Origin of the sequence: Nocardia sp. NBC_01503, from assembly GCF_036327755.1 — a bacterium.
Taxonomy (GTDB): Bacteria; Actinomycetota; Actinomycetes; order Mycobacteriales; family Mycobacteriaceae; genus Nocardia.
This window is the reverse complement of sequence record NZ_CP109596.1, coordinates 6115722-6139086: the sequence shown is the minus strand read 5'-3', so window position 1 is coordinate 6139086 and position 23365 is coordinate 6115722. Positions and strand designations below refer to the sequence as shown.

Genomic DNA, 23365 nt, shown 5'->3' with positions numbered 1-23365 from the left:
ACTGTATTCAACGGGGATCCGCGGCCAGCAGCACCGGGCGGTCCAGGAGCGATACGTTCACCCGGGTGCCGGGTGTGAGGTCGGCGGCGCGGTGGCTGGCCACATCGGCCAGCAGCTCGATACCGTCGGCGCGGGTCAGGCGCAGCCGGGTGGTCGCACCGAAGAAGGTTCCGGCCTCGACCGTGGCTGTGCCGTCCGGGGATTCGTGCACCAGGACCGCTTCGGGGCGGGCCAGGACGGTGACCTCACCCGCGGCGGTCGCCTCGCCGTCACAGGGTAGGACCTGCTCGCCCACTCGCACATGGGTGCCATCGACGGCGGTGGCCGGGATGCGGTTCATGGTGCCGACGAATTCGGCCACGAAGGGGGTTGCGGGGCGCTGATACACCTGATCGGGGCTGGCGCACTGCTCCATTCGGCCGTTGCGCATGACCGCGACCCGGTCGGCGACGGCCAGCGCCTCCTCCTGGTCATGGGTGACGAAGACGGTGGTCACGCCGAGTTCGCGTTGGATACGGCGGATCTCCTCGCGCAATTGCTGGCGCACCTTGGCGTCGAGGGCCGAGAGCGGTTCGTCCAGCAGCAGCACCCGGGGCGCGATGGCAAGGGCGCGGGCCAGGGCCACACGCTGCTGCTGACCGCCCGAGAGTTGATGCGGGAACTTGGTGACGTGCTCGCCGAGGCCGACCATATCCAGGAGTTCGCGGGCGCGTTCACGTCTGCGCTTGGCGGGGCGACCCCGCAGGCCGAGGCCGAAGGCGACATTGTCCTGGGCGGACATGGTCGGGAAGAGGCTGTAGGACTGGAAGACCATGCCCATATCGCGCTTGTTCGCGGGAATCGAGGAGGCGTCGCGGCCGCCGACCAGGATCTCGCCCGAGGTCGGATGGTCGAATCCGGCGAGAATTCGCAGCGCCGTGGTCTTTCCGCAGCCCGAGGGGCCGAGCAGGGCGATGAATTCGCCCGGATCGATATCGAGGGTGAGGCCGTCCAAGGCTTTGACATTGCCGTAGTGCCGGTGCACGTCGACGAAACCCACTGCGGTACTGCTGATTTCGGGGACTACCTGGGCGGTCATCGGGAGGCCTTTCGGGATCGACCGGCGATCGAGACAACAATGAGCAGGATGAGCCAGGTCAGCACCAGGCTCAGGATCGAGAGCGCGACCTGTAGTTGGCCGTCGGTATTGGCGGACTGCGCCAGCCAGACGGGGAAGGTGCGGAAGATGAGGATCTTGGCGATCGTGTACTCCCCCATGACAAGTGCGAAGGTCAGGAAGGCCGCGTTCAGGATGGAGGTGCGCAGGGCGGGCAGGACCACGCGCCACAGCACCGTGAACCAACCCGCGCCGAGGTTCTGCGCGGCCTCCACCAATACCTCGATGCGCGAGCCACGGATACCGGCGTCCAGAGCGCGGAAGGTGAACGGGAGGGCGATCACCACGTAGACCAGGGCCAGGATCAGCGAGAGGGGTTGCTGCTGCAGGGCGGTGAAGACCTGGCTGATCTCGACGTAGTCGCTGTTATTGCCCCAGGAGAGCACGCTGCGGACGCCTACGACCAACGCGACGGGCGGGATCACCAACGGCAGCAGGGAAAGCAACTCGACCACGGGACGCGCGGACTGTAATCGCAAGTGCACCAGCAGCATTGTCGGCACCATCAGCACCAGGGTGACGACGACCGCGATGAGCCCGAGGGCCAGCGAGGTGCCGAGTGCGTCGGAAAGCCCCGCGGTGGACAGGATTCGCCGGTAGGCGCGGAAGCTCACGCCGTTCTTGTCGTGGATGGTGAACCAGAAGGCCACCGCGAACGGGCCGATGAAGTACAGCGCGGCCAGGCCGAGCACGATCCAGCGCCAATACGCCCTGGGGCGGGTATAGGTGCGCACCGAGGGCGGATGCTGTTGTCCCGCAGTGCCGCCCAGCACCACGGTGGGATCGGTCACTGTAGCCATCGGGAGGTCCTGTTCTGCATGTACTGGTAGAGCAGGGTGAGCGGTACCACCACCACGATCATGTTCAAGGCCAGAGCGGCACCCAGGTTCTCTTGTCCGACAAGGACATTGCCTGAAACCGCGCTCTCGATCTGGAGCGGGGTGATGGCGAGGGTGCCGTTGGTGAGCGCGTCGGCGGTGGCGAAGGAGGAGAACGAGGTGCAGAACAGCAGTGCCACACTGCCCAGGAAATGCGGCAGCAGGGCGGGACCGGCGACATAGCGCCAGTACTGCCAGCCGTGCGCGCCGAGGCTCTCGGCGGCTTCGCGCCACTCCGGGCGCAGGCCCTCCAGGGCTGGGGTGATGACCAGAACCATCAGCGGCACAAGGAAATACAGGTAGACGAACTGCACACCCGCCTGCGAGTACAGGTCCAGGTGCAGATCATCGCGCAGGGAGATATCCAGGTGATCCTGGAGCAGTTTGGTCAGCACACCGGCATTGCCGATCGCGGCGACGAACAGGAATGCCAGTGGCAGGCCGCCGAAATTCGCCAGTACCGCCGCGCTGGTGGAGACCGCGCGCTGCAGGAGTTGACCGCGGCCACTCACAATCGCCTGTGCCAGCACGATTCCCAGCGCGGCCGCGATGATCGCGACCACCAGGGAGAGCACGACACTGTTCTTCAGGCCGGTGAGATACGCGCCCTGCAGCGCCGAGGCCACATTCGCGGTGCCGAACGAGGTGCTCCCGCTGTCACCGACCTGGAACGCCGAGTACACGATCACACCGGTCGGCAGCAGGAAGAACACGCCCACGTACGCGAGAAACGGGACGAGCCCGAGCCATTTCAAGGCTCGGGCCGAACGAACCGATGAACTCATTTGACAGTGTTCGCCCAGGTCTGAGTCATGGTGTCCTTGGCCTTGGCGGCCTGATCATCGGTCGGGTAGACCGGCTTGTCGCTGGCCGCGGGCAGCACCTTCGCCAGCGCGGGATCGACCTTGCCGCTCTTCTGCATGGCGGGCAGGCGGACCGGTCGCGCGAAGCCCTTGAGCAGACCGTTCTGACCCTCATCGCTGTACAGGTACTCCTGCCACAGGCGGGCGGCGGCCGGATGCGGGGCGGTCTTGCTGATGGCCTGGGCGTAGTAGCCGCCGATGCTGGCGTCGGTGGAGACCGCGACGGTCCACTTCGCGCCGGAGTTGGCGGTGGTCTGGGCGATACCGGCGTTGAGGTAGTCCCAGTCGATGATGATCGGGGTCTCACCGGACTGCACGGTGGCGGCGGTCGCCTTCACCGGTACGAAATTGCCTGCGGCCTTGAGCTTTCCGAAGAAGTCGATACCCGGCTGGATATTGTCGGCCGAGCCGCCGTTCGCCAGTGCCGAGGTCCAGACCGCCATCAGCGCGGAGTTGCTCTTGAGCGGGTCCCCGCTGAGGGCGACCTGGCCCTTGTACTGCGGCTCGAGCAGATCGGCGATGGTGGTCGGGCACACCTGCACCTTGGCGGCATCGCAGCCGATGGACATGTACCCGCCGTAATCGGCGAACCACGTTCCGTCCGAAGCCTTCTGGGAGTCCGGGATATCGGCCCAGCCGGTCACCTTGTACGGCGCGTACAGCCCCTCCTTCGCGCCGGAGATGGCGAACGAGGTGCCCACGTCCACCGCATCGGGCGCGCGATCCTGCCCCTTCAGCGATTTGATGGCATTGATCTCATCCGCACTGCTAGCACCCGGATTGTCGTCATTGACCTTGATCCCGTACTTGGCGGCGAAGTTGTCCATCAGTTCGCCGTACCCCGCCCAATCCCGTGGCAGCGCCATGAGATTGAGCGTCCCCTCCTTCTTGGCGGCCGCGATCAACGCGTCCATCCCACCCAGATCGGCGGCCGAGGTAGCCGTCGCGGCACTGCTGGCCGCCGTCTCCGACTTCTTGGTGCAGGCCCCCATACTCAGGACCAAAGCCCCCGCGACGAGACAGATTCCAACATTGCGAGCAGTTGCGATGCGCACGAGCGACTCCCGGTCCAGCGTTCGATCAAATCCGGGAATCGATCACGATCCCCGGCAACTTGTACATACATTCGGCCCGAAAGTTGTATAGCCAAGATATCGTAAACATTTACGGAGCGTGAACAGAAAATGTGATCTCAGATCCACTTCCCGTTCACCCCATCTTGCGCTGCACCCGCTAGGCCCCGCAGCCAATTCCCGCACGCATCACCATGCTCCTGCGAAAGACCGGGTTGCTGCGAGTTCACACCCCCTCAACTCATTCAGCCGTCGTCGCTGACCCCGAACTGACCGCAATAACCTTCATTCGCCGCACCAACGCCCCCGGCACCCGACCGCCCTCGAAATGCTCAGGCCCGGGCACGATCACGGCCTCAGCATCGAGCCGCGCGGCCTGGGTCCGCAACCGCGCCAGAGGTGGCCGCCCGCTCTGCGGGTCGTAGACAACCATCTCGGCGAAGTCGAAGCCGAGTTGTGCGGCGAGCCTTCGAATCTGCGACTCGTGCCAAAGCTGCCCGATACCGGACACGTCAGTTCGCAAGTACCCCAACGCCGTTGGCCTGTAGCGCACTGCCATCCTCTCCTCACGGTCATCGTCGTCTGGTCGGTGGCATTCCAGGTAGACCCCACCATCTGACTCGACTTCGCAGTCATCGACTTCCAACAAACCCCCGGTGAACTCGAAGAGCCTTCTGCGCTTGGCCATCTCGACCCCGTTTCGTCGCTGGTGAAAGCAATGGTGGCGGCGGAGAGCGGGATCTTGTAACCGCGTATCGAAGGGAGCCGTAGACGTCCTCGGACTTTTCCGGCGTCCCAAGGCGATTCCCTTGCCGATGGTCGATCCGTCGGCTTCCATGGAAGCTATGAACGTTCGGCTGCAGAGCGTGCTGGTCCAGCGAGGTGTGCGGCCCGAATCATTGGCTGAGGTCTGCGAGGTCGATCCGAAGACGGTGAGCAGGTGGCTCGGTGGCAGGGTGCCGCACCCGAAACATCGCCATAATGTCGCGCAGCACCTCTGCGTCGAAGAGGAGTTCCTGTGGCCGCCCACCGCGGAGGCTCCACCCGATTCGACGAATGCCGAACTTGTTGCTACCTACCCGAATCGTGCCGAGGTTCCGAGGGATGTGTGGTTGTCGCTGCTACGCGGTGCCACCGAGCGGATCGAAGTACTCGTCTTCTCCGGGACATTCATCGTCCAGTCGAACCCCCAGGTCGTGAAGATGCTGGCCGAACGCGCCTCGCTGGGCACTCAGATCCGACTGTGTTTCGGCAACCCGAATGGGGATTCGATCACCGCGCGCGGCCGCGAGGAAGGGATTGACGACACGCTGTCAGCGAAGATCCGTGCTTCGCTCACCTACTATCGCCCGTTACTGACTCAGGAGCTGTGCGAAGTTCGGCTGCACGACACCACGCTGTACAACTCGCTCTTCCGATATGACGACACGCTGCTGGTGAATCCTCATATCTGGGGACAACCGGCCAGCGCGAACCCGGTCTTCCAGCTCGTACGGAGTAATGATGGCGGGTGGTTCGACAGCTACGCCGACAGCTTCGATGCGATCTGGGCTGCCGCGCAGCCATGGACCCTCTGACGAAAGGCCGCCCATGGGCAGGACCGAGTACTACAACGACCCAACGGCGCCCAAGCCGAATTCGCTTGTCGTGGCGTGCAATCTCCTCGTCACGGATGAGTCTGGGGCGATCCTGCTACAGCGACGCCGCGACACGGGCCAGTGGGCACTGCCAGGCGGTGCAATGGATTTGGGTGAGACAGCGGCCGAATGTGCGATACGGGAGTGCAGGGAAGAGACCGGGATTACTGCGCGGATTACCGGCTTTCTCGGGGTGTACAGCAATCCGAACCACATCGTCGCGTATACCGATGGCGAGATTCGGCAGCAGTACGAGAACTGCTATATCGGCCGACCGATCTCGGGAAGGCCCACCATAAACGAGGAAGCCGATGGTGTGACCTTCGTTCATCCGAACAACCTCGACCAGTACGACATTCACCCAAGCATGCGCCAGCAGATCGGCGACTTCCTGTCGGGCAACTTCCCCTATTTGGGGTGAGCCGCCAATGCGTGATCGACGCGGGAGACGGACGCGCGGATGGCGGGCGCGGCACGCTGAATGAACCTGCCTACCAACGTCTCCGGACCATAGCGGGCGATGATCTCGGCTATGCGGTTGGTGACGGTGGTTCTGGAACCGTCCGGCGTGGTCGTCATATCGCAGTAGACCAAGGCGTCGACAAGGACCTGGTTGTCGAGGATGGGGAATTCGGCCTCGAGTACTTCACGGAGGCCGCGCTCTTCGGCCTCCAGTAGCGCGAATGAGTGGTTGGCCACGAGCCGCACCAGGGTGGCGTCGGCATGGTGCCGATCTCGTAGAAGGCGGGCACCATCCAATGGATGGAAGCCGGTCGCGACCGCGTTCGGCGAGTAGCCGACATCGTGGAGAATTGCAGACCTTACGAGAAGGTCTGGGTCGCAACGTAAATGGGGCGCGAGTTCGACTGCCGCTCTCGCTACTCCCTGGGAGTGTGCCCACCGGCGTGGGAGGGCGGTCTCCAGTTCGGTTCGAGCCAGAGACCAAGCCCACGACGACTCGTAAGCGACCATCGGTCAACGGTACTACCCGAGGGAAGCGGCCGGTCAGCGGTCGGAGGAGGCTTCGATTTCGGCGGCCAGGTGGGGGTGGGCGGCTTCCATTTTCTGGACGTAGGTCACTGCGTCGGCGACGGTTCGGAGGCTGGACAGGTCTTCGTCGGGGATCTTCACGGAGTACTTGTCTTCGAGTTGGACGGCGATTTCGACCAGGGAGAGGGAGTCGATTTCGAGGTCTTCGGTGAAGGACTTCTCCAGGGTGACCTCCGCGGCCTCTATGCCGGTCACCTCTTCGATGATTTCGGCGATGCCCGCGATGATTTCCTGCTGGGTGGTCATGGGATGCGCTCTCCTGGTTCGGGATCCGCCACTCGGGGTGGTGGCGGCTGTGTCAGTACGCTAGGGGCTCCAGTTGGGTGGAGGTTCAAGGCGTTGTGATGGATGACACACAGGTGAGTGGGTTGGTGGGGATCGGGGAACTGGCGCGGCGCAGCGGGGTTTCGGTGCGGACGATTCGGTTCTATTGCGATGAAGGGATTTTGGAGACCCGGCGGAGTGCGGGTGGGCATCGGATGTTCGATGGGGACAGTGCTGTCGAACGGCTGATGCTGGTGCGGCGGTTGCGGGCACTGGGGTTGGGGCTGGGGAGCATCGGCGAAGTGCTGCGGGGACAGAAGTCCCTCGACGAGGCCGTCGCGGTCGAAAGTGCACGGCTGGATGAGGAATTCAGGGCACTGGCCTGGCGGCGGGCTTCGGTGCGGGCGGTTCAGGTGGCCGCACCCGGGGAGCGGGGTGCGCGGCTCGCGTTACTCGCCGCCGCGCAGGATGGTGAGGCGGTACACGAAGGGCTGGTGCGGTTTTGGCGGCAGGTGCTCACGCCCGTCGGTCGCCGTGAGGTCGATGGCTGGGTCGAATGGAATGTTCCCGAGCCACCTGTCGATCCGTCTGTGGACGAAGTGGTCGCGTATGCCGAATTGGCCGCCTTGGTCGGCGATCCCCAGATGAACAGTATTGTGCGACAACAGCTCCTGCGGAGTCAGCCGGAGTCGATTCGCGATGTGGGCGCACACTACGCCGAGGTGGGCGATGTCATGGCAGATGTGGTGCCTTTGGTTTCGGCGGGGGTGCGGCCACGCGGGGGCGGTGAGCTCGATCGGTTCGTCGATGCGCACGCGCGTGCGCGCGGGGAGCGGGATTCCCCGCTGTTCCGCGAGCGAATGCTCGCCGATGCCACCGATACCAATCACCGGATCCACCGGTATTGGGCTCTGACACAGCGTTTCGTCGGAACACGAATCACCGTGGGGCGAGCCCATGACTGGGTGTACCGCGCGCTGGCGCGGGACGCCTACGGGACGTAGAAGGTGGCCAGGCCGGGGGTGATCGTGCTGGCGGTGACCGTGGTGAGGATCAAAGCGACCTGACCCGGGCCGGTATTGATGGTCGCCGCGGAGGGAATGCCGTTGAGCCCGTCGGACAACTGCGCCGCACCGGTCGCACCGGTGGAGAGGTTGATCCACCGGATATTCGACGACAGCGGGCAGCCCCAGCCGCCGGGCCTTCCGCCGGTGATCAGCACTACGCCGGGCTGATCACCGACGACCGCCGCGCAGTCGCCTGCGGGGGCATCGAAACTTCCGGTGGGAATCCCGAAAGGGGCCGGATTGATCTGGAATGGAATGGTTGTCGCATCCGCCGCGGCTGTGCCCGTAGATGCCATCCCCGCCGCGGCACCGATTGCGGCCAATACACCGAGCTTGTGAGCGACACCCATAGTGGAGTTCTCCTGCATCCTGTTGGACCCAACCCGACATTGCTGACCATATCGGGGACTCACGGCCCAGCGTTACAGGTCGGCATACTTTCAGCTAATCAGACCGGGACTTCGAACGGCGCATAGTCGTGCAGGGTGATGGCGTCGGCCTTCCGAAGCGACTTGGACATGAGCCCGCGCATGGGCTTGGAGGTCATCATGCGGACCGAGAAGTTGCGCATCCCGATAGCCACACGGCTGCCGGGCAGGAAGCCATCGACACCACCCGGCGGCAACTTCTGGCATTCGGTGACGTACGGCCGCAGTTCGTCCTGATAGCGAGCGAACGCCGTCCGATGGTCATTGCGTGAGCGCGCCAATTCACCGGCGAGGACATACGCGCCCACCATGGCCATCCCGGTGCCATTGCCCGAGAGCGGGGAGCCGCAGTAGCCCGCATCACCGATGAGCGCGACCCGTCCCCGCGACCACGACTCCATCCGCGTCTGACTGATGGTGTCGAAGAAGAAATCCGGGGCCTGATCCATCACCTCGAGCAATCGCGGTACATGCCAACCGAGTTCGCCGAACTTCTCGGTGAGAATGCGCTGTTGTCCGGCTCGATCATGCCGGTCGTACACCAAATCCTTTGCCTTGAAACCGAACATGGCCTTGGCGCTGGCCGGCCCCTCGGGACGAACGGCCGCGAGCAACCCGCCCGGCGCGTTGTACATCAGGAACCAGTCGTCCAGCTCCAGCCCCTGCACCGGAATCGTGAAGTAGGACAGGTAACCCCCGAGAGCGTGCACGAACTCGGCCTCGGGACCGAAGGCCAGCCGCCGCACCGTGGAGTGCAGTCCGTCCGCACCGACCACCACATCGAAGATACGAGATGCGTTGCGGGAGAAGTCGACCACCACCCCGTCCGGGGTCTCCCGCAGGCCGGTGATCGTATCGTCGAACAGGTACTCGACACCGGATCGCGCTGCGGCATAGAGGATATCGGTCAGATCGCCACGCAGTATCTCGATCTCGGCGACCGCACCCTCACCATCGAAGAGTTCGGCGGACATACTCGCCGACCAGTTCCCGTCGGCATCGACATACGCAAGCCCCTTCTCATGTACGCGGGCCCGCTCGATCTGCGGCAGGATCCCCATGCGCTCGGCCACCTCCTTGGCAACGCCGCGCAGGTCCACGGCCTGCCCGCCGGGTCGCGGGGCGGGTGCGCGCTCGACAACGGTGACCTCGAATCCATAGCGGCGCAGCCAGTAGGCGAGGGTCAGTCCGGCAATACTGCCGCCGGAGATCAGGACGGTGCGGGTGGTGTTCACGGGTTCTCCTGGAAGAGTGTCGAGTACTGACTAGAAAGCGGGAATAATCAACTGCCGCAGGATCGGTGGCCAACCCCGCACGCGCGCCATCCGGCGCACAGCGGTGGCCAGCGCACCGCCTGCTCCCCTACCGCCGATGAGTAGCCGATCCGCATCGGCATCCAGCTCGACGGCATGATCGGCCGCCCATTCGAAGGTGCCGACGGCATCGGATTCGATCACCCGCCGCTGCTCGGGCAGCAGGTCATAGCGCACCGCGAAGACGATGAAATCGCCTGTCGCGGAGAGGCTCCGGCAGAGCTCGTCGAAATCGGCTGTCCCGCAGGGGTTTCCGATATCGAAGAGCATGAGCAGTGGCCGCGGCGGCCCGGTGGGACCGGGCCAGTAGACGCGGGCCCGGCGACCGGCGACCGCGGCCCGCAAATGCAGCTCGGCTACCCGGCAACGGGGTGGAGTGGAGGTCACCACCGAACATTCGCATCGGGTGCGCTCGACAAGGAAGGTCCGAATGGGCATGGCAGTCTTGCGCCGACGGCATGACCACACGCGCCCTCGATGGGCAATACTCGTGATCATGACTGTCGATACCGGCGAGAACACGGCCGGAGGCCCGACTCCCCTGCCCAAGGCACCCGATGCGATCGAACTCCGCCATCTGCGGGCCTTCGTCACGGTGGCGGAGGAGCTCAATTTCGGGCGGGCGGCCACCCGACTATACGTTTCACAACCCGCGCTCAGCAGGCAGATTCGCTCGTTGGAGCGCCTCGTCGGCTGCGATCTGTTGCGCCGCACCACCCATCGCGTCGAGCTCACCCTCGCCGGTGAAGCACTGCTGGATCGTGCCCGGCAAATTCTCGGCGATGTCGATGAGGCGGTTGCCGTGACCCGCGCGGTCGGCGGCGAACTCGTCGCCCGCATCGCCAAATACTGGGAACCGCTCAACGATCCCGACCCTGAATTGCAGGTGTGGCGAGACGCGTACGAGGATCTGCACGCGCGGTTCCCGCCACCGCCCGAGGTGCGGATACGGCCGATCAATGCGGGTGGTGTATCCACCCTGCTGCTCACCCCGGACCAGCCCGTCGATGCGACGATCCTGTTTTTGCATGGCGGCGGGTACATCCTGGGCTCCGCGTTCGGATATCGCGCGCTCGCCGGGGCGCTGGCCGCCGCCGCGAATACCAGAACCCTCATCCCGGATTTCCGGCTGGCACCCGAGCACCCGTTCCCGGCCGCCGTCGACGATGCGTTGAGCGCATACCGATGGCTGCTGGACACCGGCACCGCGCCCGACCGCATCATCCTGGCCGGCGATTCGATCGGCGCGCACTTGACCATGTCGACCCTGATCCGCCTGCGCGAGCAGGAACTACCGCTCCCCGGGGCGGTCGTATCCCTCTGCCCCGGAATCGATTTGCACTGCGGATCGCATACCGAGAATGGACCGGAGGCCGATCCGGCCCAGGTGACCGCGGAGCAGTTCCAGCGGCGCATTATCGGCGACTACCTGGCTGGGCATCGGGATGACGACCCCGTGGTCGCACCGCTGCGCGCAGATCTGACCGGTTGTCCGCCGATGCTCATACAGGTCGGCACCGGCGACACTCATCTCACCGACGCGCACGAACTGGCGGATCACGCCCGCGCGCACGGCGTCGAGGTGCGGCTCGAGCTGTATCCGGTGGCAACGCACGTGTTCCACATCTTCTGGTCGTTCCTGCCGGAGGCGGCCGATGCGCTCGAACATGCGGGCGCGTTCATTCGGGAGCAGGTCGAGCGGGCCGGAACAGGCACGGCCGCACGCTCGACCGCATAGGCCGCGACCACCACGATCACGTGCTGCCCGTTTTGCCCGATTAGGGTAAGGGCGTGAAGAGTGTAGTAGCGCAGTTGGCAAGTCTCGAAACGACTCAGCCCGATCCGATCGCCATCGGCAGGACCGACGGTCCGGGCGGCGTCCGAATCCTCACGGACGGCTGAGCTGAATGGTCGCGCATGAAACCGCACTGTCCCTGATCCAACTGGGCGCGGTGCTATTCGGATTGGGATTGCTCGGGCGACTGGCCGCACGCATAGGAATGTCGCCCATTCCGCTGTATCTGATCGGCGGGCTGGTCTTCGGCACCAGCGGGCTGATCGAACTGCAACATGTGGATCATTTCATCGAACTGGCCAGCGAGATCGGCGTGGTCCTGCTCTTGCTACTCCTCGGATTGGAGTACACCGCAAGCGAATTGGTGACCGGCCTGCGCAGCTCCTGGGCCGCGGGCGTGCTGGACCTGGTGCTCAATACGCTGCCCGGGGTCGCGGTCGCCCTGATCCTCGGCTGGGGCGCGACCGGAGCCGTCGCCATGGCGGGCGTCACCTATATCTCCTCCTCCGGAATCGTCGCCAAAGTGCTCAATGACCTTGGGCGACTGGGTAACCGGGAAACACCGACCATCCTGTCGATTCTGGTGTTCGAGGATCTGGTGATGGCCGGATACCTGCCCGTGCTCACCGCCATCCTGGCCGGAGCCGGATTCGCCGCCGGGCTCATGACCGTCGGAATCGCCTTGGCCGCGGTCACGGTGGTGCTGGTCGTCGCACTGCGCTTCGGCAATTACGTATCCAAGATCGTCGACAGCGACGACCGCGAAATCTTCCTGCTCAAACTCCTGGGCTCGGCCCTGCTCGTCGCCGGAGTCGCCTCCGCACTTCAGGTTTCGGCCGCCGTCGGCGCGTTCCTGCTCGGGATCGCCATCTCCGACTCCACCGCGCACAATGCCGCCAAACTCCTGGAACCCCTGCGCGATCTGTTCGCCGCGCTGTTCTTCGTCCTCTTCGGGCTCAGCACCGATCCGGCCAGCATCCCGCCGGTACTCGGCTGGGCGGTGATCCTGGCCCTGCTCACCGCCGGAACCAAGATCGCGACCGGATGGTGGGCCGCCGGCCGGGCCGGGGCCTCCCGGTACGGGCGCGCCCGCGCCGGATCGGCACTGGTCGCCCGCGGCGAATTCTCCATTGTCATAGCGGGTCTCGCGGTCACCGCGGGTGCCGTACCCGCGGAATTCGCGGCCCTGGCCACCACGTACGTCCTGATCATGGCCGTACTCGGACCGGTGGCGGCACGCCTGATCGAACCCGCCCTACGCTGGGCGGACCAGCGAATCGCGCCGAGCGCGGTCACGTAGCGCCGTGCGCAGACCGCGCCGGACCGTGGATGGCGCAGCCTGGGGATCGCCCGCGAACTTGCGTTCGGAGGCGGTCTCCGGGGCATCGTCCGCGGTCGCGGTCAGGAAGCTGTCCGGCAGGGCGAGTTTGTTGATGGTCCGCAGCGTCAGCAGATATTGGCGGGGCAGCGGGCCGGTCGTATAGGGCAGATCGTACTTGTCGCAGAGTTCCCTTACCCGCCTGGCGATTTCGGGATAGCGATTACTGGGCAGGTCCGGGAAGAGATGGTGTTCGATCTGGTGGGACAGGTGACCACTGAGGAAGCCCAGCACCGGTCCGGCGTCGAAGTTGGCGGTGCCGAGCATCTGGCGTAGATACCACTCGGCCTTGGTCTCGTTCTCCAGCGCGGCGGGGGTGAACTTCTCCGCACCGTCGGGGAAGTGACCGCAGAAGATCACCACGTAGGCCCAGAGATTGCGCAGCGCGTTGGCCGAGACCGCGGCCGCGAGGGTGCGCCGCCAGCGCCGACCACTCAGCGCCGGGAACAGCACATAGTCCTTACCGGTCTGGCGGATGATCTTGCCGATCAGCAGTCGCTGCTGCGCCTGTCGCTCCGCGGATGTGGCGGCGCGATCCTGTTCGGAGTACAGCCCGTGCAGGGCGATACCCCATTCGAAAGTGGCTGCCAGCAGCAGGTTTTGCAGCGGCTGCAACAGCAGCCGGGGCCGCCACTGCTGATCACGGGACATCCGGATCACACCGAAGCCGATATCGTCGTCGACGCCGATCACATTGGTGTACACGTGATGCCGGAAGTTGTGCGAGTACCGCCACTGCGCCGAAACCCCGGCCATATCCCACTCCCAAGTGCTGGAATGGATTTCGGGATCGTTCATCCAATCCCATTGGCCGTGGCAGACATTGTGGCCGATCTCCATGTTCTCGATGCTCTTGGCCGTTGCCAGCGCGGCGGTCCCGAGCAGCCAACCGAGCTTGCCCCGGCCGAAGGCGATCACCACCCGCGCCGACGCGTCCAACACCCGCTGGAACGCGATCGTCCGACGGATGTAATTCGCGTCCCGGGTACCGCGCCGCTCCTCGATCTCGGCGCGAAGGGCATCGAGCTCCCGTCCGAGCGCCTCGATATCCGCCGCGCTCAAATGCGCGTAAACAGCGACCTGTGTGATTGCCATACGTCACGTCCTCGAAATCATGAGCGCCCGCCACGTGCACCCATGAGCTGGCGATATTCCCAGGCTAGCGCGGCTTACGACGTCTGTCTACAACGTAGACATGGCATGTAGATGGACGTGGCCCGGCCACCCGGGAAAGTTCAGTGCGCGGGACCGGACAGGTTCGCGGCGAGTCCGGTCAGCAGGATGTCCAGACCACGCTCGAGTTCGGCCGCGCCGTCATAGTCGGCCAGCACCGGCGCCAACTCGCGCACCAGCGGAAACTCCTCCAGCGGAAGCCGATACAACCCGAGCCGCAGCACATCATCGGTCTCCTCGGGCCGCTCCACGATCTCCTGCAGCTCATTGAGAATGTGCCCGTGGAGGAAGCCGAAGAGCGCGCGATACACATGCAACGCGTCCGCGCCGGAGAAGCCCGCGCGGGTGAGCAACTCGAGCACAGCCTCCAACGGGCGCACCACCGCCGGCGGCCGCAGCCCCAGCGGCGTGGCCAGCGGACGGGTCACCAGCAATGGCACCACGCGCGGATGCGCCAGCGCGAGTCCGCGGAAATCACGTGCCACCGTGCGCAATTGGGCGATCCAGTCCGAATCGGAGGCATCCACCGACAGCTGCGCGAAGACGATCTCGGCGACACCATCGAGGACGGCCGCCTTATTCGGCACATGCCGATAGATCACCATCGGATCGCGCTTGACAGCCTCGGCCAGCCGCCGCATGGAGAGCCCTTCGACGCCATCACTGTCGACGATCCCCAGCGCGGCGTCCAACAGCACGGCCCTGGTGATCGGCGCGTCGGAATCACTCCGGCGGTGTGCCGGACGGGAGGACTTACGGCCGTCCCGGTCTTCGGTCATACGCCAGGCCCTCCGGTCTCGTCACCGTGCGCGATGAACCGAGTGTAGACCTACGGCGTAGACGCGATCGGCCGGGCGCATCGGCTCAGTCGCGTTCGGGACCCAGCGAGATGCCCCGGCTGGCCAGCCACGGCAGTGGATCGACCTTGTCGGCGCCATTGAGCCACACCTCGAAATGACAGTGCGGACCGGTGGAGAAGCCGCGATTGCCGACCGTGGCGATCTGATCGCCGGCCAGCACCCGCTGCCCCACATCGACGGTCGCGGTATCGACATGTCCGTACACGGTGATGGTGCCGTCATCATGTAGCAGGCGCACCCACATACCGAATCCGGAGGCGGGACCGGCGCTGATCACCTTGCCGTCCTCGACCGCGTAGATGGGCGTGCCGATCGGCGCCGCCACATCGACACCCAAATGCTGGGCGCCCCAGCGGGAACCGAATCCGGAGGTGAAGGTGCCCTCGGCGAACTTCACGAACAGCGGTCGCAGCTTCGAGGCCGCGCGAGCGGCGATATCGGCCTCGAACTGCTCACCGTTGTGCAGAATGTCCTGGAAGTCGGCCGGATTCTCCACCTGTGTGGCATCGAGGATCTCCGGGAAATGCGCATCGGTGCCGTCCAGCGTCGCGGGTTGCAGCGCCGCCAGTTCTTCGGTATTCGGACTGTTCAGCGGGTTGGTGTGCACCTCCTGCAGCCCGGCCTGGGTGGCGGCGACCGCCGCACCCGCCGCCACCGCGGCGATCACCGCACGGCCCCGCAGCACATTGATCGCCGGTTCCCGGCGATGTGCACCGCGGCCACTCGATTCCCAGGAAGTATTGCCCCGCAATAGAACTGCGCCTCCTACCTAGCCCTGCCCTGCATCAGCCGCGAGACGATAACAAACGAAACTGTGAATCGTTCCCAGGAATGTGTGCTGATCGCGGGGCGGACCGGGTGGTTTCAGGCGCTACGTGCGAATTCCGCTGGCCCGAGGGCCCGTTGGCGCAACGTGGTCAATGTCCGCGACAGCATGCGCGAAACCTGCATCTGCGAGACGCCCAGGCGCTTGCCGATCTGCGACTGGGTTTGATTGTCGAAGAAGCGCCACACCAGCATTTGCCGTTCGCGCGCGGGCAATTCCCGCAGCAGCGGGCCGACCGCGAGCGCGTTCTCCAGCAGTCGATAGGAGGGCTCCTCGGCGCCGAGCGTGGCGATCAGAGCCGAATCCGCGGAATCGTCCTCACCGCGCGCGATATCGAGTGAACTGGTCTGATAGGCATTGCGCGCGATCAATGCCTGTGTGACATCACTCAATTCGACATCCAGCTCCGCGGCGATTTCGCGAGCGGTGGGCATACGCTCCAGGCGCTGCGCCAGCACCTCGACCGCGCCGGTGATGCGTTGTTGCAACTCCTTGGCGCTGCGCGGAACGCGCACGGCCCAGGTGTTATCGCGGAAATGGCGTTTCACCTCGCCCATTACCGTCGGGACCGCGAATGACAGGAAGGAACTTCCACGCGTCACATCGAAGCGATCCACGGCCTGCACCAATCCCACCGAAGCCACTTGGTGTAAATCGTCGAACTCCTCGCCACGACCCCCGAAACGGCGCGCGATATGTTCGGCCAGCGGCAGGCAGAGTTCGATGATCTCCGCACGCAGCGTCTCCCGATGCGGATCGTCGGGAGCCAGTTCCGCCAGCTCCGTGAACCGCACCTCGATATCGTCATAGGTGTCGCCCGGACTGCTCGAAGTCCGCTTTCCCTCGGTACTCGGTATCGCCTCGTTCATGAAGTTTCCTCACTTCTCTACGAATCCGACTATCCCCGAGTACCCACTCTGCCGTTATCAAAACGTAATCAATTCGAATTGACCTCTCACCTGGCATTTCAGGCGGGCGCCTCGCGGGGCAGTCGCACCGTGAAGGTGGCGCCCGCCCCCGGCGCGGTATCGACCGTCACCCGGCCACCATGCGCGACGACCAGCGCCTGCACGATCGACAAACCCAGCCCGGTGCCGCCGCTGGCCCGGGCGCGAGAGGAGTCGGTGCGATAGAAGCGTTCGAAGACCCGCAGCGCGGCGTCGGGGGCCAAACCGGGCCCCGCGTCGCTGACATCGACGCGGACCTCGTCACGAGAGGGTGTGAGCCGCACCGTGACCGGCGTCGGAGCGGGCGTATGGGTGAGCGCGTTACCGAGCAGATTCGCCAGCACTTGGCGCAGCCGGGCCTCATCGCCGACCACCTGCAAAGTCCCCTCCCCCGGCCGGATTTCGAGTTCGATGGGGCGATCCGGCGCATCCGGGTCCGAGCGCTGCCGCGCGGCCATGGCCTGGGCGTTGTGCACCGCGTCGGTGGCCAGCAGCAGCAGGTCCACGGGCTTTCGCTCGAAGGGCCGATTGGCGTCGACCCGGGCCAGCATGAGCAGATCCTCCACCAGCAGACCCATCCGGGCGGCCTCGCCCTCGATACGGGTCAGGATGCCGGCGGCATCGGCGCTCGCCCCCTGCCGATACAGCTCGGCGAAGCCGCGGATGGTGGTCAGCGGGGTGCGCAGTTCATGACTGGCATCGGCGATGAAGCGGCGCATCTTGGCCTCGGAGCGCCGCGCGGCCTCCTCCTGCGCCTCGGTGGCGGCGACGCCGTGCTGAATCTGCGCCAGCATCTCATTGAGCGAACGCGCCAGATGATCGACCTCGGTATCGACATTGCGCACGGGCACCCGCCGATGCAGATCACCGCCCGCGATGGCGGCCGCGGTCTCCTCCACCTGCCGCAGCGGGCGCAGACTGCGCCGCACCACCAGATAGCCGCCGCTGCCGAGCACCAGCAGAGCCGTTGCGCCGACGGCGAGTTCGAAGTAGATGAGCCCGGAGATGGTCTCCAGGTTCTCGGCCAGGGAGATACCGACGGTGGTCGAGCCGTACGTATTGGAGATGGTCAGGATTCGCCAGCGCGGCATGGAGGCATCGGTCGAGCCGACCGATTCCGGTCCGTCCCCGGCCTGTTCGGAGAGATCGGGCGTCGATTGGTCGTTTCCGGCCAGGAACTCCGAATAGACCGTCCCATCAGGGCCTTTGCGTAATTCGTAGTAACGGCGCGGCTGTTCGGTCAGCTTTATCGGCTGTGGCGGGCGCGGCGCGTCGGTGGGCACCCAGACGGTGCGGCCGTCCTCGGTGGTCACCTGCTTCATCGCGCGCGGCTGTGCCCAACTGCGCGCCGCGTCATAGAGTTGTTCATCGGTGCGTGAGGTCAATGAGCGCGACAGCGCCGAGGTCAGGGCCACTCCAGAGGCGAGCAGCACCAGTGCGGCCAGGGCTACCATCGCCACCACCAGGCCGATTCGCAGTGGAACCGAGGAGGCCCGGCGTGCCAGCGTCTTTCGCAGGTTCACGTCCGACTCAGCCTCGGTCCCGAGTCCCGCTCCCACACTGTCATGGGTCGATGTTCCCGGTGCCAGCCTCGGTCCCGCTGTACGTGCGCTGGGTGTTTCCTGTGAATCGCCGGATACCGCAGCGGGGCACCGATACCCGGCGAGGTGGTCACGGGTGCATGCGGTGGATGTCCCGGGGGAACAGGGTCGCGTACCGAACGTTGTCCGCACCCACGAGGCGTGCCACCCAGCGCTCCAGGCCGATGGCGAAGCCGCCGTGCGGTGGCATGCCGTGGCTCATGGCCTCGAGGTAGGCGCGATAGCGGGTGGGATCTTCGCCCCGGGCGGTCAGCGCGGTCAGGTAGTCGGCGTGGTTGTGCAGCCGCTGGCCGCCGGTGACGAGTTCGATTCCGCGGAAGAGCAGGTCGAAGGAGTTGGTCCAGCGCGGGTCGTCGGGTTGCGGATGCGTGTAGAAGGGGCGCTTGGCCGCCGGGTATCCCTCGACTGCGAGGAAGTCGGAGTCGAACCGCGACTTCGCCCATATGCCCAGCAGCCGTTCATGTTCGGGCGTCAGATCGGGTTCATCCGGTGCGGCACCGGCCAATTCGGCCGCCTCGGTGAAATGCAGCACCGGAATCCGATCGGGCACCGAGGGCAGCTCCGCGCCGGTGATCTCGACCGCACCGGGCGCGGCGGCACGCACCCGGTCCACCATGGCGGCGAGGGTGTCCCGGAGCAGCGCGAGCACGTCGCGATGGTCCTCGAGGAACGCGAACTCCACATCCAGCGAAAGGTATTGGGCCAGATGCCGGGCCGTGTCATGCGGTTCGGCCCGGAATACCGGCCCGGCCTCGTACACCCGCTCGAAGACACCGGTCAGCATCTGTTTGTAGAGCTGGGGCGATTGCGCGAGATACGCGGGGACGCCGAAGTAGTCGAGTTCGAAGACGTTCGCCCCCGATTCCGGCGACTGGTCCACGATCTTCGGCGTGGCCACCTCGGTGAAGCCGATGCCGTCGAGGTGGCGACGGAAACCGCTCAGCGATGCCGCCGCGATCTGCCACACCGCACGTCGGGTGGGATGCCGCCAGGTCAATGCCGCGTGATCGAGCAGCGTCGGCAGGTGGGCCTGGAGTCTCGGCCGCCACAGGTCGACCGGTTGCGGTTGTGCGGGCGCGCTCAACGCCGAGATCTCCGGGTCCACGATCTCGACCCCGCCGGGCGCACCCCCGTTCTCGACGATCCGGCCGATCACGCGGATCACCGTCTCCTCCGGCAGCCCCGAGACCTGTTCTCGCACTGCGGGATCGGTCACCACGACCTGCGCCGAACCGGATCGATCGCGCAGCACGACGAAGGTCACGGTGGCGAGTTGCCTGCGCCGCTGGATCCAGCCCTCGAGTGTCACCCGGGCCTCCGGCCCCGTGGCTCGCACAGCGGGCAGTGTCGCGCAAAGGGTACGTGTCATCTGATTCACCTCCTGGTTGTTGCCCCGGGAGGTGTGGGCGATCGGGTAGGTCGCGGTGCCACCACACCTTCGCGGCCGAGAATCCGGCCGCCTCTGGTGGTCGTTTCCTTCGGTGACCGGCCGATCGGCTCGGAGGTCGTCACTCTCGTCAGCGCCGTGCCGACGATGGTAGAGATCCGCGGCCGTCGTGGCGATCCAATTGTTCGGCCGCGCGCCGGACCCGTCTCGACCAGCTGATTGGGTCCCGGAAGTTGGCACGATTGGTCATCGATCGCCCATTCACCTGTTCGAGCGCCGCAACTACAGTGATCGACGGTCCACAAGCTGTGCGGTTACTGCCCTGTAGAACATGCGATCAGAGGTGGCGAAAACAACGGTGACAGTGACGAATACGCAGCATTTGCTGAGCGAGGTCCTCTCCAGATACGGGAGCGTCGACGCGTTCTGCTCCCGCCTCCGCGACAGCATCTACCAGACCACCGAATTACCGCGAATCGCTCCCGAACCCGAGACGGGTGGTCGGCACCGCCGCTACGATCCGGCTTGATCCGGGGAGGAGTGTGGGGCGGGTGGTTTTCACAAGCATGCTGTGGCCGCAGGGTGCGGTGCGCGCGGCCGAGACCGCCGATCAGGCGGTGATCGAGGATTTGAACCTCGATCAGGTCTTCGCGGTCACCGGGGGCGCGGAGCACGAGGCGGTGCAGTATCGGCCGCTGCGCGATGTCGCGAGCGTGATTTTCCGGCAGGAGGTCTTTCGCGATCTCGACAATGACGCGCTGCGGGCGGTATTCGAGGCATTCGCCGATGGAATGCATTCGGTTCGCAGACATATGGACCGCGCCGGACGGTTGACCCATCCGCGGCAGCGCGATCGCTGGCAACTCGATGCCGAGACGGTGTACTGCCGCACGGTCCGGGAGATGAGCGCAGGGCTGCAACGCCTTTCGCCGCAATCGACCGGATTGCGGGAATGGCGCGAGTGGTTGACCGGATACGTCGATGACGCCGCGTTCGGGGACCTGACCGCCGAGGTCGAGGTCGTGCGCGCCGAACTCGATGCCGTGCGCTACTCGGTGCAGGTGACCGGGCGGCAACTCACCGTCGACCGCGCCGTGGAACAGGCCGACTACAGCGAGATCATCGCCTCGGCGTTCGCACGGTTCCGGCCGGATTCGGACCCCGCTCGCCCGCCCATGGCGGACCCGTGGCCGGATATGAACGAGGTCGAGGAGCAGGTCATCGCGGCCGTGGTGGAGCTGTACCCGAAACCCTTCGCACAGCTCGAGCGCCATACCCGGCGGTACCGCGATTTCATCGATGCCACGATTGCGCGCTTCGATGTCGAAATACGCTTCTACCTGGACTATCTGCGCTTCGCACACGGACTCGGGGCGCGCGGGATGCCCTTCTGCTATCCGGAGGTCACCGCGGAGTTCGACGGTATAGCGGTGGAGGGCGGCTTCGATGCCGCACTCGGCCTCGAGCTCGCCGAACAGCGGAAGGTCGCGGTACGCAATGATTTCCGGCTCGACGGCACCGAGCGCGTGATTACCGTGACCGGGCCGAATCAGGGCGGTAAGAGCACCTTCGCCCGAATGGTCGGGCAGACGGCGTATCTGGCCGCGCTCGGGTGCCCGGTACCGGGGACCGGTGCGCGAATAATGCTGCCGGACAGGGTGTTCACGCATTTCGTGCGCGAGGACGAAATCGACGACCCGCACGGTGCGCTGGCCCAGGAGCTGGGGCGTATGCACGACATACTGGAGCTGCTCACCGACCGGAGCGTCCTGGTGCTGAATGAAAGCTTCAGCACCACAACCGCTTCCGATGCGGCGACGATCGGCGGCGAGGTGATCCGGCGGATTGTCGAGCGCGGCGCGATGGCGGTGTACGTGACCTTCCTCGAGGAGCTCGCCACGCTTCGCCCGGAGGTGGTGAGTATGGTCGCCGGGGTCGAGACCGCGGATGATCCGGTGCGGACCTTCCGTCTGGAGCGGCGCGCACCCGATGGGCTCGCCTACGCCACGGCGCTCGCCCAGCGCCATGGACTGACCTACCACGAGATTCGCGCGAGGCTGCGATGATCCCGATCGGACTGCTGCAACCGGCCGGCCGCGAGGTGCGCGGGGTGCGCGTCGACGACGCGGTCACCGCGGACCTCGGGCTCGACGACCTGTACGCGGCAATGACGGACGGTGATGATTTCATCGCCACCGTCATGAAAACCGTTGTACCCCTGAGCCTGACCGATCTCGAGGTGATTCGGCACCGACAGGGCGTGCTCGCGGACTGTTGCGCCGATCCGGCCATGCTGCGCGCCCTCTACGCCGTCGCCACCGAGGCGACCGCGGTGCGGCGCTGGACCTCCGGGCGCGGTCGCGAACCCCGCGGCAGACTCGGGCTCGCATTACAGCCGCTCCAGGCACTGGTCGGATTGCTGCGGCAATTGCGGCAGAACTTCGACAAGTACGCCGACTCCTGCCGGTCCGAAGGATTGGACCGGCTGCGCCGAGCGCTCGCCGATCAGCTCGAGGACGGCTATCTCGACCTGCTCGAACAGCATGTGGCCGCACTGTATTTCGAGCACGGTATGCATTTCAGCGCTGGGCTCGGTACCGGGAACAAGGCCGATCGCATCGTGCTGCACGAACCACCCGCCGCCTCCAAACGCTCACTCTTCGGCAGGCGCTCCGGCGTCAGCTTCGAGGCCTTCGAGAATTTCGAATTCCATGACGGCGATCCGCTGCGCGCGGTCATCGAACCGCCCCTGGATGTGGTCGCCGAGGTCGTCTCCCGCGTCACCGACAATGTGCAGGACTTCTTCCGGCAACTGCGCACCGAGCTGGCGTTCTATCTCGGCTGCGTACAGCTGCATCGGAGGTTGACGGCGGCAGGGGCACCCATCTGCTTCCCGATACCGGTCGGGGCGGGCGAGAATCTCTTGCGCGCAACCGATTTGCGCGATATCGGGCTATCGCTGACCGCCGCCGAGGTCGTCGGCAATGACATCGAGGCGATAGACACCACCCTGCTGGTGGTCACCGGCGCCAATAGCGGTGGCAAATCCACCTTCCTGCGCGGAGTCGGAACCGCACAGTTGCTGATGCAGGCCGGAATATTCGTCACCGCACAGGCTTTCACCGCCGATGTCCGCACCGGTCTGTTCACCCACTTCGTCCGCGCCGAGGACCCGACCATGACCCACGGGCGTCTCGACGAGGAACTTGCCCGTATGCGCGAGATCACCGATCGGGCGAACGGCCCGGCAATGCTGCTCTGCAACGAACCCTTCGCCTCGACCAATGACCGCGATGCCGCCGCCATCGCCGATCCCATCATCTCGGCACTGCTCGACTCCGGCATCAAAGTCGTTCTGGTCACGCACCTTTACGAGTTCGCGCACCGACGCCACCTGGCCGCCCACCCCACGGACCTGTTCCTGCGCGCCCAACGCGCCACCGACGGTCGCCGCACCTACCGGCTCACCACCGGCGCACCCGAGCCGACCAGCCACGGCCAGGACATCTTCCGGCGTATCTTCGGCGACCGTTGACGCACAGCCGCGTGCTCAGCTGAGTGAGCAGGTCGCAATGGGTCGGCAATTGCCGAGAAAGCACCTGGAAATCTCGGCGGATGAGGATTCCTTCGGTAATAGGCCGGGTCATGCCGATACCCGTCCGCCGAGGG

Annotated in this window: 23 protein-coding genes and 1 pseudogene; 8 read left to right on the top strand and 16 right to left on the bottom strand. The window is 65.5% G+C overall.

What is annotated here, in order from left to right:
• Positions 1 to 7 precede the first annotated feature (7 nt).
• From OHB26_RS27970 to OHB26_RS27950, 5 genes are all read right to left on the bottom strand, one after another.
• Positions 8 to 1078 (bottom strand): ABC transporter ATP-binding protein, encoded by a 1071-nt coding sequence (locus OHB26_RS27970; protein WP_330180238.1) that lies wholly within the window; start codon positions 1076 to 1078, stop codon positions 8 to 10.
• Positions 1075 to 1956, bottom strand: coding sequence for an ABC transporter permease (locus tag OHB26_RS27965; RefSeq protein WP_330180237.1), 882 nt, complete (start codon positions 1954 to 1956; stop codon positions 1075 to 1077). Before OHB26_RS27965 ends, OHB26_RS27970 begins: the two co-directional genes overlap by 4 nt.
• Positions 1944 to 2819, bottom strand: a complete 876-nt coding sequence (locus tag OHB26_RS27960; protein WP_330180236.1) for an ABC transporter permease — start codon at positions 2817 to 2819, stop codon at positions 1944 to 1946. The genes OHB26_RS27965 and OHB26_RS27960 overlap by 13 nt, the downstream gene beginning before the upstream one ends.
• Positions 2816 to 3952, bottom strand: a complete 1137-nt coding sequence (locus OHB26_RS27955) for an ABC transporter substrate-binding protein (protein WP_330180235.1) — start codon at positions 3950 to 3952, stop codon at positions 2816 to 2818. The genes OHB26_RS27960 and OHB26_RS27955 overlap by 4 nt, the downstream gene beginning before the upstream one ends.
• Before the next feature lie 259 nt (positions 3953 to 4211).
• Positions 4212 to 4658, bottom strand: coding sequence for a hypothetical protein (locus OHB26_RS27950; RefSeq protein ID WP_330180234.1), 447 nt, complete (start codon positions 4656 to 4658; stop codon positions 4212 to 4214).
• A gap of 121 nt (positions 4659 to 4779) precedes the next feature.
• Here OHB26_RS27950 and OHB26_RS27945 point away from each other — a divergent pair, with 121 nt between their 5' ends.
• Positions 4780 to 5547, top strand: coding sequence for an XRE family transcriptional regulator (locus OHB26_RS27945; protein WP_330180233.1), 768 nt, complete (start codon positions 4780 to 4782; stop codon positions 5545 to 5547).
• A 13-nt stretch (positions 5548 to 5560) separates the two neighbouring features.
• Entirely contained in the window at positions 5561 to 6028 is a 468-nt protein-coding gene (locus tag OHB26_RS27940) for an NUDIX hydrolase (protein ID WP_330180232.1), read from the top strand.
• On the opposite strand, the gene OHB26_RS27935 is transcribed toward OHB26_RS27940, so the two are convergent.
• The gene (locus tag OHB26_RS27935) at positions 6016 to 6579 is read right to left on the bottom strand and encodes an HD domain-containing protein (RefSeq protein WP_330180231.1); all 564 of its coding nucleotides are present in this window, start codon (positions 6577 to 6579) and stop codon (positions 6016 to 6018) included. The two genes, OHB26_RS27940 and OHB26_RS27935, sit on opposite strands and share 13 nt — an antisense overlap.
• A 33-nt stretch (positions 6580 to 6612) precedes the next feature.
• Positions 6613 to 6903: a meromycolate extension acyl carrier protein AcpM gene (gene acpM / locus OHB26_RS27930; protein ID WP_330180230.1), complete on the bottom strand. Its 291-nt coding sequence runs from the start codon at positions 6901 to 6903 to the stop codon at positions 6613 to 6615.
• A 98-nt stretch (positions 6904 to 7001) separates the two neighbouring features.
• On the opposite strand from acpM, the gene OHB26_RS27925 reads away from it, so the two are divergent.
• Entirely contained in the window at positions 7002 to 7925 is a 924-nt protein-coding gene (locus tag OHB26_RS27925; RefSeq protein ID WP_330180229.1) for a MerR family transcriptional regulator, read from the top strand.
• Here the strand turns inward: OHB26_RS27925 and OHB26_RS27920 are convergent.
• From OHB26_RS27920 to OHB26_RS27910, 3 genes are all read right to left on the bottom strand, one after another.
• On the bottom strand, positions 7913 to 8338 hold the full coding sequence (locus OHB26_RS27920; protein WP_330180228.1) for a hypothetical protein: 426 nt from the start codon (positions 8336 to 8338) through the stop codon (positions 7913 to 7915). The genes OHB26_RS27925 and OHB26_RS27920 overlap by 13 nt on opposite strands.
• Positions 8339 to 8436: 98 nt before the next feature.
• On the bottom strand, positions 8437 to 9651 hold the full coding sequence (locus tag OHB26_RS27915) for an FAD-dependent monooxygenase (RefSeq protein WP_330180227.1): 1215 nt from the start codon (positions 9649 to 9651) through the stop codon (positions 8437 to 8439).
• Positions 9652 to 9681: 30 nt separating this feature from the next.
• Positions 9682 to 10116 (bottom strand): alpha/beta hydrolase fold domain-containing protein, encoded by a 435-nt coding sequence (locus OHB26_RS27910; protein ID WP_330180226.1) that lies wholly within the window; start codon positions 10114 to 10116, stop codon positions 9682 to 9684.
• A gap of 109 nt (positions 10117 to 10225) precedes the next feature.
• Here OHB26_RS27910 and OHB26_RS27905 point away from each other — a divergent pair, with 109 nt between their 5' ends.
• Complete coding sequence (locus OHB26_RS27905; protein ID WP_330180225.1) at positions 10226 to 11467, top strand: alpha/beta hydrolase fold domain-containing protein; 1242 nt, start codon at positions 10226 to 10228, stop codon at positions 11465 to 11467.
• 169 nt (positions 11468 to 11636) lie between these two features.
• Entirely contained in the window at positions 11637 to 12824 is a 1188-nt protein-coding gene (locus OHB26_RS27900) for a cation:proton antiporter (protein ID WP_330180224.1), read from the top strand.
• Here the strand turns inward: OHB26_RS27900 and OHB26_RS27895 are convergent.
• The 6 genes and pseudogenes from OHB26_RS27895 to aspS all read right to left on the bottom strand — a co-directional run bounded on the left by OHB26_RS27895 (position 12780) and on the right by aspS (position 19678).
• Positions 12780 to 13997 (bottom strand): fatty acid desaturase family protein, encoded by a 1218-nt coding sequence (locus tag OHB26_RS27895; protein ID WP_330180223.1) that lies wholly within the window; start codon positions 13995 to 13997, stop codon positions 12780 to 12782. The genes OHB26_RS27900 and OHB26_RS27895 overlap by 45 nt on opposite strands.
• Before the next feature lie 140 nt (positions 13998 to 14137).
• Positions 14138 to 14854: a TetR/AcrR family transcriptional regulator C-terminal domain-containing protein gene (locus OHB26_RS27890; RefSeq protein ID WP_330180222.1), complete on the bottom strand. Its 717-nt coding sequence runs from the start codon at positions 14852 to 14854 to the stop codon at positions 14138 to 14140.
• Positions 14855 to 14939: 85 nt separating this feature from the next.
• Positions 14940 to 15650 (bottom strand): annotated as a pseudogene (locus OHB26_RS27885) (M23 family metallopeptidase); the annotation flags it as partial.
• Between the two features lie 149 nt (positions 15651 to 15799).
• Entirely contained in the window at positions 15800 to 16630 is an 831-nt protein-coding gene (locus OHB26_RS27880; RefSeq protein WP_330180221.1) for an RNA polymerase sigma factor SigF, read from the bottom strand.
• Positions 16631 to 16728: 98 nt separating this feature from the next.
• Complete coding sequence (locus OHB26_RS27875; protein ID WP_442943049.1) at positions 16729 to 18162, bottom strand: sensor histidine kinase; 1434 nt, start codon at positions 18160 to 18162, stop codon at positions 16729 to 16731.
• Positions 18163 to 18379: 217 nt separating this feature from the next.
• Complete coding sequence (gene aspS / locus OHB26_RS27870; protein WP_330180219.1) at positions 18380 to 19678, bottom strand: aspartate--tRNA(Asn) ligase; 1299 nt, start codon at positions 19676 to 19678, stop codon at positions 18380 to 18382.
• A 376-nt stretch (positions 19679 to 20054) separates the two neighbouring features.
• Here aspS and OHB26_RS27865 point away from each other — a divergent pair, with 376 nt between their 5' ends.
• The 3 genes from OHB26_RS27865 to OHB26_RS27855 are packed head-to-tail and all read left to right on the top strand — an operon-like array spanning position 20055 to position 23231.
• Complete coding sequence (locus OHB26_RS27865) at positions 20055 to 20225, top strand: hypothetical protein (protein WP_330180218.1); 171 nt, start codon at positions 20055 to 20057, stop codon at positions 20223 to 20225.
• Between the two features lie 22 nt (positions 20226 to 20247).
• A complete protein-coding gene (locus OHB26_RS27860) occupies positions 20248 to 21762 on the top strand; it encodes a MutS-related protein (RefSeq protein WP_330180217.1) in 1515 nt (504 codons plus the stop codon).
• Positions 21759 to 23231, top strand: coding sequence for a MutS-related protein (locus tag OHB26_RS27855; protein ID WP_330180216.1), 1473 nt, complete (start codon positions 21759 to 21761; stop codon positions 23229 to 23231). The genes OHB26_RS27860 and OHB26_RS27855 overlap by 4 nt, the downstream gene beginning before the upstream one ends.
• Positions 23232 to 23365 lie beyond the last annotated feature (134 nt).